The sequence below is a fragment of the Roseofilum reptotaenium CS-1145 genome, from assembly GCF_028330985.1.
Classification (GTDB): domain Bacteria; phylum Cyanobacteriota; class Cyanobacteriia; order Cyanobacteriales; family Desertifilaceae; genus Roseofilum; species Roseofilum reptotaenium.
The window spans coordinates 1-12,890 of the sequence record NZ_JAQMUE010000024.1; the positions used below are offsets into that span (position 1 = coordinate 1).

General features: G+C 43.7%; 9 protein-coding genes and 1 pseudogene. 3 read left to right on the forward strand and 7 right to left on the reverse strand.

What is annotated here, in order from left to right:
* Window positions 1-122 precede the first annotated feature (122 nt).
* The 5 genes and pseudogenes from PN466_RS03060 to metH all read right to left on the reverse strand — a co-directional run.
* A pseudogene (locus PN466_RS03060) lies at window positions 123-466 on the reverse strand (vitamin B12 dependent-methionine synthase activation domain-containing protein); the annotation flags it as partial.
* An 8-nt stretch (window positions 467-474) separates the two neighbouring features.
* Window positions 475-813: a DUF5615 family PIN-like protein gene (locus tag PN466_RS03065; protein WP_271936875.1), complete on the reverse strand. Its 339-nt coding sequence runs from the start codon at window positions 811-813 to the stop codon at window positions 475-477.
* 11 nt (window positions 814-824) lie between these two features.
* Complete coding sequence (locus PN466_RS03070; RefSeq protein ID WP_271936877.1) at window positions 825-1,166, reverse strand: DUF433 domain-containing protein; 342 nt, start codon at window positions 1,164-1,166, stop codon at window positions 825-827.
* Window positions 1,167-1,299: 133 nt separating this feature from the next.
* Window positions 1,300-3,084, reverse strand: coding sequence for a GmrSD restriction endonuclease domain-containing protein (locus PN466_RS03075; RefSeq protein ID WP_271936879.1), 1,785 nt, complete (start codon window positions 3,082-3,084; stop codon window positions 1,300-1,302).
* 130 nt (window positions 3,085-3,214) lie between these two features.
* Window positions 3,215-6,760 (reverse strand): methionine synthase, encoded by a 3,546-nt coding sequence (metH, locus tag PN466_RS03080; RefSeq protein WP_271936881.1) that lies wholly within the window; start codon window positions 6,758-6,760, stop codon window positions 3,215-3,217.
* Between the two features lie 140 nt (window positions 6,761-6,900).
* On the opposite strand from metH, the gene lhgO reads away from it, so the two are divergent.
* The 3 genes from lhgO (at window position 6,901) to PN466_RS03095 (ending at window position 11,486) form a co-directional block, all read left to right on the forward strand.
* Window positions 6,901-8,091, forward strand: coding sequence for an L-2-hydroxyglutarate oxidase (gene lhgO / locus PN466_RS03085; protein WP_271936929.1), 1,191 nt, complete (start codon window positions 6,901-6,903; stop codon window positions 8,089-8,091).
* Window positions 8,092-8,351: 260 nt separating this feature from the next.
* Window positions 8,352-9,719 (forward strand): NAD-dependent succinate-semialdehyde dehydrogenase, encoded by a 1,368-nt coding sequence (locus PN466_RS03090; protein WP_271936882.1) that lies wholly within the window; start codon window positions 8,352-8,354, stop codon window positions 9,717-9,719.
* A gap of 129 nt (window positions 9,720-9,848) precedes the next feature.
* On the forward strand, window positions 9,849-11,486 hold the full coding sequence (locus tag PN466_RS03095) for an acetolactate synthase large subunit (protein WP_271936884.1): 1,638 nt from the start codon (window positions 9,849-9,851) through the stop codon (window positions 11,484-11,486).
* Between the two features lie 152 nt (window positions 11,487-11,638).
* Here the strand turns inward: PN466_RS03095 and PN466_RS03100 are convergent, their stop codons facing one another.
* Window positions 11,639-12,082 carry a retroviral-like aspartic protease family protein gene (locus tag PN466_RS03100; RefSeq protein WP_271936886.1) on the reverse strand — a complete coding sequence of 148 codons (444 nt, stop codon included), beginning with the start codon at window positions 12,080-12,082 and terminating at the stop codon, window positions 11,639-11,641.
* Window positions 12,083-12,153: 71 nt separating this feature from the next.
* Window positions 12,154-12,735: a Uma2 family endonuclease gene (locus tag PN466_RS03105; protein WP_271936887.1), complete on the reverse strand. Its 582-nt coding sequence runs from the start codon at window positions 12,733-12,735 to the stop codon at window positions 12,154-12,156.
* Window positions 12,736-12,890 lie beyond the last annotated feature (155 nt).

The following is a 12,890-nucleotide window of genomic DNA, read 5'->3' on the forward strand; positions in this document are numbered from 1 at the left end:
CTCGATCAGCTAGAAGAAGTGTTGTACCAGCGCTGCCAAACCTTATTGAAACAGCCAGAATTAATTGGAGGGTTAACCGATTTTTACGGGTGGAGTGAACTCACTGCTATATCACAACTTATTCAACGGACTTGATATAACTTGTAAATACTATAGCGCGCAGCGCTATACATATTAATGCGATCGCTCCCCAGCAGCTCCAATTGCTTGTACTGGTCTTCCATATTCGGACAAGCAGGATAGCCGAAACTATAGCGGGAACCGTGATAGCGCTGTTTGAACATATCGCGCACATTATCGGGTTCTTCATCTCCAAAGCCTAATTCACGGCGAATTTTGGCGTGCAACCATTCCGCCATCGCTTCAGCAGTTTGCACCGCCATACCATGGAAATAAAGATAATCGGAATAGCGATCTCCTGCAAACAACTTCTGCGCGTTTCCGTTCCTACTTCTCTAACCGTAATTTCATGTATTAGACAAAAATCACTTGATTAGCAAAATCCTCTAGTTCTCCAATTTTGGCATACACTTCTAACTCCTCTACCGCATAGCCAATAGAGATTTTGGCACTGAGAAAGAAGATTCCTGTAAAATATTCGCCATTGTCACTACAATTTTTAGCTAAAACAAGAAAATCATGGTCAGTGGTTACCAGGGGAAGATTGAGTTGCACAGAGCGGCTCAAAATAATTTCATCAATAGCACTACTTCTATCGTCTTCTTGAGCCGTCAATACATCAACCCCCCTCAGTTGCAGACCAATTTTAATCGATCGATGAACTGGAGCATCAAAATAGTAAGAGATTGCCATTTTTAGTCCTACTATCCCCGTTTTGCCTGAATTTTTTGTTTGAAATTGGAGCTATGATGACCGACTCCCATTTGAATTAAGTCCGCTTGCAATGCTTGAATGGTTTGCTGTTCTTGAGCAATTTGGGCATCAATCTGGGGTTGATAGGTATAGTAATAGCTGAGGGCAGAGTAAATAGCGGCAAGGGAAATTTCAGGATGTTGAAAATGCAGTTCTTCAGGACTCCAGCCGTGGGCGTGTTTTTCTTGAATTAGTTGGGAAACGAACACACGACTATCCACAATTTTTGCCCGATTTTGAGCGTCAATTTCCAGGTATTGCCAAGTTACGGGGTTGTCTATGGTGAAGGTCATATTCAGGATAAGGTAAGAGTTGATGTTATTATAACGAAGTTCCTAGAAACCGGGTTTCTTAAGCTCTGATTCAGGGTATAATATTAGGTATATAGTCATGGAGAGGTTTAAAACTGGTACTTCAATACTGTCACTACTTTTGAAAAAGTGCGGAAATAGCCAGTATTTTTGGCCCTTTAGCTTCTACTGTTGAAGAATCCTCCCTGATAAAAGCTGTTTCACCGACAAATGAAATTTCCTTTTGAGGTGGGATATTAATTCTAATTACAGAATGTTCTTTGTATTTTATTGTATCAATTTTCATTAAAACTTGGGTCTTTAAGGCATTCGTTAATTCAGATCTTTTTATTGTATTAATTAGTACTCCAACATAATCTTCTAGAGTTTTACCTAAAATGTTAGCTTCTCTATCAATGCCCACAACATATCTACCACTAATTTCAATTGAATGAAGACCATCTAACTTTTCGATTTTGTCTGCATCTTGCTTTTTATCAGCTACCCCAAGAAAAATATATCCATTTTCTTGAGGGTCAGAATTAGCAATACCGCAAATTGTTTCAACAAGTCTCTGCAATAAATTATCATTTAGTTTTCTAGCACTTGGGTTTAAATCTAGCAAACCTTGCTTACATTCGTATTTTGCAGTTTCTATACAAGAACGAAGCAATGAATTCTTGAAAGTTTGTATTAAATCAGCACCTTGTCCCAGAGTTGATTTATCTTTTTGGGCAAAGTAGTCTTGTATCAATCCCTTTGTTTTCTTAATATTAGTTATACGACCTTTTGTCGTTTTATAGCGTTTACTAATTTCTAGATTTTTTTGCAAATTTTCAAGTGAATGCATAATTTCTTGGAGATTTGCAGGTAATAGATCTAAATCAATCACCAATTCAAAAAAAGTCATAAATATTGTATAAAAAGCCTGTGGTATTGGGTTTGTAGCTCCTGGATTAACCAGTTGTTGTAAGCATTTATTATCACAACTATAGGTTTCAATTGTTTCTACGAGAACAGAGAAAGTTTTAACAATTTGTTCTTCCAGTAAACCAGAACCATGACTGGCAAGTGCTTTCTCTATTGACTGAAACTCTCTACTTTCTTCATCATAGAGACTATCCATCAGTTCTTTGCTGACTTGTATGGGTTTACCGAGTAATATTGATGCTGCAATATCTGCTATCATAGCTTCATCTTCACTATCACGAAGTTGACGTGGCGTAAGAATTCCTTGTTTGCACCATAAAGTTTCTTCGGCTTGAATTCTATAACCTTGATGATTGCGTTTTGAATCAATACTGACTTGGGGCATATCACAAAGGTAAAGTGTTTTCTGCGAATCATCCCCCCGCAACTGCATAGCAATTTTACGAACTACTTCTGAGAAGGATGTTGTCACACCTGCTTGTCGTCTCTCTTGATTACTTAAATGTTTGCCACCAGAATTTATTCTGCCAAAGACTTCTATGATATCACTTTCATCCATTGCAGTATAGATCGTTACTGCCAGTTGATAGTCTAAAATATCTGTACATTCTGTAACAGATAAGTAATTGTCATGTTCAACAACTTTAAATTTGCCTTCATCTGCATATTGTTTTGCAGTTGAATACTTGTTTATATCGAAATAATGTCCATTAAATGGAAATGAATTTTCAATAAAACTACAAATTGCATTAAGTCGCTGCATCCCATCAATGATTTCATGAATTTTCTCTCTACCACCATGATTTTGAGGTCGTTCAGCTAGTAGAATTAAGGGAATTGGATATCCATTTAAAATACTTCCAATTAATTTTTCTTTCTCTTCAACTGACCAAATTAATTTTCTTTGATACTTTCTGTTTACGAATAAGCTTCCTGATCGATAGAGTCGATAAGCCTCAGTCACTGTCATGCCACGTGGAACAATGCTCATCCGTGAAATCCCCTGAACTCAGTATTTTTCTATTTAAACCACTTGGTTACCCTTAAAAAGGATAGCAGAAAGCAAAAATAGCTCCTTCCCCTCCCTGTGTGTTCAAGAGAGGGGAAGATGTCAAAGGTGCTTATGGGCTAAAGTATTTAGAAACTGGATGGTGGGTGATAATCGCGCTTGTTGATTGTTCGGGATAGATTTGTTCGCTCTCATCCATATACATATTAATGCGATCGCTCCCCAGCAGCTCCAATTGCTTATACTGGTCTTCCATATTCGGACAAGCAGGATAGCCGAAACTGTAGCGGGAACCGTGATAGCGCTGTTTGAACATATCGCGCACATTATCCGGTTCTTCATCTCCAAAGCCTAATTCGCGGCGAATTCTGGCGTGCAACCATTCCGCCATTGCTTCGGCAGTTTGCACCGCCATACCATGGAAATAAAGATAATCGGAATAGCGATCGCCGGCAAACAACTTCTGCGCGTATTCCGTCGCCACTTCTCCCACCGTTACCGCGTGCATCGGGAACACATCCATCACCCCGCTCTCCTTCGGTGCAAAGAAATCGGCAATACACAAGCGACGGGAGCGTTTTTGCCGGGGAAACTCAAAAGTGTATTTCACCGTTTTCGCCATTCCCCCATTCATTTCCTCGGCATCATAAACAAACACCGTATTGCCTTCCGACTGAGCGGGAAAATAGCCATAAAGCGCTTGGGGCTTCAAGATATTTTCGTTGAGAATCTTCTCTTTCCACTCGTCTAAGATGGGATAGACTTTCTTTTGCAAGAACTCATCGTATTCTTCGCGGGACTTATCCTTCGGCTTGCGGAACTGCCATTGTCCCACAAACAAAGCTTGCAAATCTAAATACCAAAACACCTCTTCTAAAGGAATATCTTCCGGCTGTAAAATCTGATTCCCCCAGAAAGGAGGAGTCGGACGGGGAATATCAATGTCCACGGCTTCCGAACGTCGGGTATCAATCACCTCGGGTTCTGAGGGTTCTGATGGTGCTGCCGTTTCTTCTCCCGTTTCCTCTACTGCATAGCGATTGCCATTGCCATTGCCCTCTTCATCCAAAAAGCCTTGGGAATCATCCCAATTATTTTCCGCTTTCGCTGGCATCAACTTGTCCATAAACGTCAAGTCAGAAAAGGCATCTTTTCCGTAAATCACTTGACCTTTATAGGCATTTTGGCAATCTTGATAGACAAACTTAGGCGTTAGAGCAGCTCCCCCCAAAATCACAGGAACCGTAATTCCTTGCTCGTTAAACACCTCCAAATTATCTTTCATAAACGCCGTCGATTTCACGAGCAAGCCACTCATGGCAATACAGTCGGCGTTATGCTCGCGATAGGCATCAATAATGTTATCGACAGGCTGTTTAATGCCCAAGTTAACAACTTTGTAGCCGTTATTGGACAGAATAATATCCACCAAATTCTTCCCAATATCATGGACATCCCCTTTCACCGTGGCAATCACAAAGATTCCTTTGGAACTATTTCCCGATTCTGATGTTTCCATGAGCGGTTCCAGAAAAGCTACCGCCGATTTCATAGTTTCTGCTGATTGCAACACAAAAGGAAGTTGCATCTGTCCTGAGCCGAACAAATCCCCAACGACTTTCATGCCATCGAGCAGAAAGACGTTGATAATTTCTAGGGGCGGATACTGTTCTAAAGCCTTTTTCAAGGAATCTTCCAAACCAATACGCTCGCCGTCGATGATATGGTTTTTCAGGCGCTCTTCAATAGGCAGATTTTCATCCACGGAGCGATCGCGCTTCGCCTTTTTCCCGGCAAACATTTTGGTCAGTTCAGCCAGGGGATCGTAGGTGCAAATGTCGCCATCAAATTCCCGTTGGTCGTAGATGAGTTTGCGGCAAACTTCTTGATGTTCCGGTTCAATTTTCGCCAGGGGTAGAATCTTGCTGGCACTGACAATGGCGCTATCTAATCCCACTTGCATGGCTTCATGCAAGAACATGGAGTTGAGGACAATCCGGGAGGCGGCGTTTAAGCCGAAGGAGATGTTGGAAACACCGAGTAAAACATGACATCCTGGTAATTCCGATCGAATCCGGCGAATCGATTCTATGGTTGCTTTTCCGTTTTCCCGGTCTTCTTCGATCCCAGTGGAAACCGGTAGCGCTAGAGTGTCAAAGAATATTTCGTGAGCAGGGATTCCGTACTCAACGGCTTGATTATAAGCCCGTTTTGCGATTTCAAACTTCTTATCCGCCGTTCGTGCCATACCATCCTCATCAATGGTTCCCACAACCACACCAGCGCCATATTTTTTCGCCAGTTCTAAGACTTTCAAAAATCGGGGTTCTCCATCTTCGTAGTTGGTCGAATTGAGGATACATTTTCCGCCAGCCACTTTTAACCCCGCTTCCATTTTTTCCCACTCGGTGGAATCTAACATTAAAGGCAGGGTATTATTGTTGACCAAACGGGAGGCGAGTTCGTTCATATCGCGCACCCCATCTCGACCCACATAATCGACGTTTACATCTAAAATATGGGCCCCTTCTTTGACTTGGGCTTTACCTAGAGAAACCAAGCCATCCCAGTCTTCATTATTGAGCAGGGTACGGCATTTTTTGGAGCCACTGGCGTTGAGTCTCTCGCCGACAATCAGGAAGGAATTATCTTGTTCGTAGGGTTGGGGACTATAAATGGAAGCGGCTGAGGGTTCAAATACGGGATTGCGTTCTTTGGGTTTCAGGGTAGCGCCAATTTCTGCTAATTGTTGAATATGATCGGGACGGGTTCCACAGCATCCGCCAATCACTTGCACGCCCCAATCTTCAACAAACCGATTGAGAGCCATGCGTAACTCCATGGGGGTGAGTTTATAATGGGCATGACCGCCAACATTTTCCGGGAGTCCGGCGTTGGGAATACAGGAAACGATGAAAGGGGAATGCTCGCAGAGATATTTAATATGATCGGCCATGCGATCGGGGCCGGTGGCGCAGTTTAAGCCTAAGATATCAATATTGTAGGGTTCAAGAATAGTTAAAGCTGCGCCAATTTCGGAACCAACTAACATGGTTCCCATGACTTCCATGGTGATGGAAACCATGATTGGGCGGCGTTCTCCTTTGCGTTCAAAAACAGTTTCTACGGCATTTAATGCGGCTTTTATTTGTAGAACGTCTTGACAAGTTTCAATAATAAAGAGGTCTACATCCCCATCATATAATCCTTCGGCTTGTTCGATAAAGGCGGCTTCTAAGGTATCAAAATCAATATGTCCCAAGGTGGGTAATTTGGTCGTCGGCCCCATGGAACCAGCCACAAACCGGGGTTTGTCTGGGGTAGAAAATTCGGCCGTGATGCTTTTCGCCAGTTCTGCGGCGGCTTTATTGAGTTCGTAGGCTTGGTCGGCTAAATCATATTCAGCGAGGACGATAGATGCAGCACCAAAGGTATCGGTTTCAATCACATCACATCCAGCACTGAGGAAATCACGGTGAACTTTGGCGATCGCCTCTGGCTTAGTTTTGATTAAATATTCATTACATCCTTCATATTCTGGGCCTCCAAAGTCATCTGCGGTTAAGTTTTGGACTTGGAGATTGGTTCCCATCGCGCCATCAAACACGATGACGGGACGTTCTGGACTGTGTAGACGGTTCAGGAAGGCACTATTCATGGGAACGATTTTGAAAAAGTTGACAAGCTTATTTCTTTATTGTACTGGCGATCGGGAGATGGGGGAATAGTAGGAGACTTTAGACACGCGGATGTGATATGAAATCCTTAGATGTTTGCTAGGGATAGAGGAGATCCATGATGTATGATTTCACAATCATTGGTGGCGGAATTGTTGGTTTAGCCACAGCGATGGCATTGAACAATCGTTTTCCGAATGCCCAAATAGCGGTATTAGAAAAGGAGCCTCAATTAGCTTTCCATCAAACCGGGAATAATAGTGGGGTTATTCATTCGGGAATCTATTATAAACCGGGAAGCTTGAAAGCGCGGTTTAGCCGTGCCGGAGCAAAATCTATGGTGGAGTTTTGCCAACAGCATGATATCCCCCATGAGGTTTGCGGCAAAGTGATTGTTGCTACAGCACAAGAGCAGTACCCCCAATTAGAAAAGCTCTATCAGCGCGGGTTGGACAATGGGTTAGAAGTGGCGAAAATCACGCCAGAAGAAGTGCGGGAAATTGAACCCCATGTGCGCTGTTTAGCCGGAATTAAGGTCACATCAACCGGCATTGTTGACTATCGCCAAGTTTGTGAAAAATATGCCTATTTGATTACCCAATCTGGGGGGGAGATCCACCTGAATACCAAGGTGGAAAACTGGCAAGACAGGAAAGAAAGCATTATTTTAGATACCTCTAAAGGGGAAATTGAAGCCAAATTTGTGATTAATTGTGGGGGGTTATTTAGCGATCGCCTCACCCAGATGAGTGGGATGCAACCCCAAGCTAAAATCATTCCATTTCGCGGTGAATATTACGAATTAAAGCCCGAAAAACGCTCTTTGGTCAAAAATCTCATTTACCCAGTTCCCAATCCACAATTCCCTTTTTTAGGCGTTCACTTTACTCGCATGATTGATGGTTCTGTCCATGCCGGCCCCAATGCGGTGTTAAGTTTAAAACGGGAAGGCTATCGAAAAACGGATATCAATCTGGCTGATGTGGCTGAAATGCTAATGTATCCTGGATTGTGGAAACTCGCAGCTCAACATGGCAAAGAAGGGGTTAAAGAAATTATCCGTTCCTTTAGTAAGACTGCTTTTGTCCATAGTCTGCAACAATTGATTCCCGAAGTGCAAGCTGAAGATGTAATTCCCACCCATGCTGGGGTGCGCGCTCAAGCTTTGAAACCTGATGGGGGACTGGTGGATGATTTTTTGATTGTCCAGGATAACCGGAAAATGCATGTTTGTAATGCCCCTTCTCCGGCTGCGACAGCTTCCCTAGAAATTGGTCAGGAAATTGCCGCACAAGTTCCTGAACTTGATTGAGTTCATCAATATTAATAAATGGTCAAATAGTGATATATATCGGATGACGTTGAAGTAGGACGATAAAACACATTTCTTAAGCTCTCATGCAGTAAGCACACTTGACAAGTGCTACAAATTGTAGAGTTTAAATCTTGTAACTCTCCATTTTATCTAAAATTTAAATGAAGACAATCAGTAAAAGTCTTTTGCTAGAAAGATCTGTCTCCTATCCGGCAAAGGGCTTTTTTCGCCAATGATACACTGGATGGAGAACCTGCATGGGCATTGCCACTGTTAACCCAGCAACGGGAGAAACTTGCGAAACCTTTTCCTCGCTCACAGATGCTGAACTAGAGCAGAAATTGGCTTTAGCACAACAAGCCTTTTTAGAGTATCGTCAGACTTCCTTTTCCCAAAGAGCGACTTGGCTCAAGCAAACAGCCGATATTGTGGAAGCAGACGCGGAAAGGTTTGGCAAAATTGTTACTATAGAAATGGGGAAACCCATTAAACAAGCGATCGCCGAAGTGAAAAAATGTGCCTTGGTTTGTCGCTACTATGCCGAGAACGCCAAAAATTTCCTCAGTCCCACCTATACCGAAACCGATGCGAGTCAAAGCTTTGTCGCTTACCATCCCTTGGGAGCCATTCTAGCAGTGATGCCTTGGAATTTTCCCTTCTGGCAAGTATTCCGCTTTGCGGCTCCCGCACTAATGGCTGGTAATGTGGGACTGCTCAAACATGCCTCCAATGTGCCCCAATGTGCGATCGCCCTGGAAGAGATTTTTACCCAAGGGGGTTTTCCTCCAGGAGCGTTCCAAACTTTGCTAGTTGGAGCAGATAAAGTCGCCCAAATTGTTGCTGATGACCGGGTAAAAGCCGCGACTTTAACCGGCTCAGAACCCGCTGGAGCGAGTTTAGCCTCCATTGCCGGAAAACACATTAAAAAAACTGTCCTGGAACTCGGTGGAACTGACCCCTTCATTGTTTTAGAGAGCGCCGATCTGGAGGCGGCTGTCGCTACGGCTGTGATCGCTAGACTGCAAAACAATGGCCAATCTTGCATTGCGGCTAAACGGTTTATTCTGCTTGAGGCGATCGCCGATCGCTTCCAAAATACCTTGTTAGAACAATACCGTCAATTGAAGATCGGTGACCCCATGGACGAGCTGAATGATATCGGCCCCTTAGCGACTCCCAGCATCCTCACAGAACTCGATCAGCTCGTGCAAGCCTGTGTCAGTCAAGGTGCAGACGTTATTATTGGCGGTCAACCCTTGAGCGATCGCCCTGGGAACTACTACCCGCCCACCATTTTAGCCAACATTCCCCCCGGAACTCCCGCAGATACCGAAGAATTTTTCGGCCCTGTTGCCTTACTGTTCCGAGTCAGAGATATTGACGAAGCCATTACCCTGGCTAACTCCACGTCCCTAGGACTAGGGGCTAGCGCTTGGACCAATAATGAACCAGAGCGCGATCGTCTAATTCGCGACCTAGAAGCTGGAGCTGTCTTCATCAATGGCATGGTCAAATCTGACCCCCGTCTCCCCTTCGGTGGCATCAAGCGATCGGGCTACGGCCGAGAACTGAGCGTCGAAGGCATCCGAGAATTTGTCAACCTCAAAACCGTTTGGATCAAGTAGAGGTAAGGGAATAGGGAATAGGGAATAGGGAATAGGAAAAACCGTATTTTCCTTATCTCCCCATCCCCCCATCTCCCTATCCCCCTATCCCCCCATCTCCCTATCCCCCTATCCCCCCATCCCATTCCCATGAATACCGCAGAATTACTAATCCGTTGTTTAGAAAACGAAGGCGTTAAATACATCTTTGGACTTCCTGGAGAAGAAAATATGGCAGTGTTAAAAGCACTGACTAAATCCTCCATTCAATTTATTACCACCCGCCACGAACAAGGCGCAGCCTTCATGGCCGATGTTTATGGTCGTCTCACGGGTAAAGCTGGCATTTGCCTGTCCACCCTTGGCCCAGGAGCCACAAACCTAATGACCGGGGTTGCTGATGCCAACCTTGATGGCGCTCCCCTAGTCGCCATTACCGGCCAAGTGGGGACAGACCGGATGCATATTGAATCCCATCAATATCTCGATCTGGTCTCCATGTTTACTGCTGTAACCAAGTGGAATACCCAAATTGTGCGCCCCAGCAATACGAGGGAAATTGTGCGCCGAGCCTTCAAAATTGCCCAAACGGAAAAACCGGGAGCAGTTCATATTGATTTACCCGAAAATATTGCTGACATGCCAGCAGAAGGCGACCCCTTAAAACGAGATAAAATAGATAAGTTTTATTCGGCTTATCATAGCCTCAATGAAGCCGCTTTAGTGATTTCTAAAGCCAAATTCCCCATGATTTTAGTGGGCAATGGAGCCATTCGAGCTAATGCTCACGAAGCCCTAACAGAGTTTGCTACCCATTTGAATATTCCAGTGGCTAATACCTTTATGGGCAAAGGCGCAATTCCCTATACTCATCCCTTATCCCTCTGGACAACCGGATTAAAACAACGAGATTTTATCAGTTGTGCTTTTGATCGTACCGATTTAGTGATTGCTATTGGCTACGATTTGATTGAATATTCCCCGAAAAAATGGAATCCTAATAACAAAATTCCTATCATTCATATTGGGGCCAAACCAGCCGAAATTGATAGCAGCTATATTCCCGAAGTGGAAGTGGTAGGAGATATTTCAGATTCACTTTTGGAAATTTTGCGGCGCTGCGAGCGGTCAGAAAAACCCGATCCCTATATTCATCAATTGCGCTCGGAAATTCGTGAAGATTACGAACAATATGCCAACGATCCAGGGTTCCCAGTCAAACCCCAAAAAATCATCTATGATTTGCGGCAAGTGATGGAGCCAGAAGATATTGCTATTTCGGATGTGGGCGCTCACAAAATGTGGATGGCTCGCCATTATCACTGCGATCGCCCCAATACCTGTATTATTTCTAACGGATTTGCAGCCATGGGAATTGCCATTCCAGGGGCGATCGCCGCGAAGCTAGTTTATCCCGATCGCAACGTTGTCGCCGTTACTGGTGATGGGGGATTCATGATGAACTGCCAAGAACTCGAAACCGCTCTGAGAGTGGGAACCCCCTTTGTGACTATCATCTTTAATGATGGCGGTTATGGCTTAATTGAGTGGAAGCAGGAAGACCAATATGGCGAATCTGCCTTCATTAAATTTACTAACCCTGATTTCGTTAAATTGGCGGAAAGTATGGGATTAAAAGGATACCGAGTAGACGCTTCGGAAAACTTATTACCCATCCTCAAAGAAGCTTTAGAACAAGACGTTCCTGCTGTGATTGACTGCCCTGTAGATTATCGAGAAAATGCTCGCTTTAGCAAAAAATCCGGGGGCTTAAGTTGTCCTATTTAGATGCTTTAGGGTATGGAGATCGCTTGTAAGGTAAACTTGCAGGCGATCGCTATATCAATTAAAAATTAAAAATGGGTATGGCTTATAGCGCAAAGTGCTGTATTGCCTACTGCCTATTGCCTATTGCCTATTGCCTATTGCTTTGCGCTATATTACAAAATAGTTAGATAAGTTTCTGTTGGAGTAATCGGTAAAGGTTTTAAAGTACGATTATTTAAGTCTATTTCTAAACCTAACAATTCCAAGGGAATAACACCTAAAAGAGGGTCTCGACCTCCTGGTAATGCTAAACACTCAAAGGTTCCTTGGCGATCGCCAATTGATAGGGTCGCATCCCGGAAAATCCCAGCTTTACCGATTCCCATAGCAGTTGCCACGTCAACTTCCCGCAGAAGTCTGAGTCCGAGTTGAGCGATCGCCTCTTCTGGCAAGCATAAGGTCGTCGCACCAGTGTCAACTAATACGTCTTTTAGAGTGATTGACCGGATTTGATCTTCAGCAATTACCCCAGCTTCTGCTAAAATCTCATCAGCGCGATTGGTAACGGTTAGGTTGGTGAATACTTTTCCCATGCTACTGTCCTTCGTCTGGCTCATGTTGGTTCACTCTGTTGATCTTAGTACTGTATTTTTGCTAGGGAACGAAAGATTACATTCATTACAGATTTCTACAGGCAATCGCTGCTCTCTTCATCCGTAAATACAGGCGGCCAAATTTCGTTAATTTTTATTGACCAACCTGGTAAAAGTTTGGGAATCGTTAGCTCTTGTTTATCTCGTAAAACAATCGGTTCAGCATTCGCGCGATAAACGGTTACTGTTTGCCGATCGGGATCGATCAGGAGACCAACCAAACTACCGAGACTGAGGAATAATTTAACTTTGTCTTCGAGTGATTTTATGCGATCGCTTTGAGATTTGATTTCAACGACTAAATCGGGAACCAGATCGCCGAAATAACGAGGGGTTGTTTTCAGTCGTGCAGCACGTACAAAGGAAACATCCGGTGCTTTGAGGTCTCTATTGGGTAAGATGAAGCCACCAGAGGAATTAAAAACTCGTCCTAAACGTCGAGGATAAACCCAAATTGCGAGTAAACTAGAGAATAGAACGGTTATTTCACTAGAAACAATATCTGAAGGCCCCATAACAATAATTTTTCCATCTTCAAGTTCTAAACGGTAATCTTGGCCAGATGCCTCGAGAATAGCCTGTACTTTTTCAAGGTCTTTTATGCTCATGCATGACATAATTGAATCTCCTGGATAGGCGACAAGAGCTATGTTAATTCTAGCGATGCACGCTGGTAATGGGTAATTGGAACCTCGATAATGGGTAATGCTGGTTTTCGTTTAAAATCGCTAAGTGCTGTATATTAAATATGCAGAGGTTAAATGTATCAAGT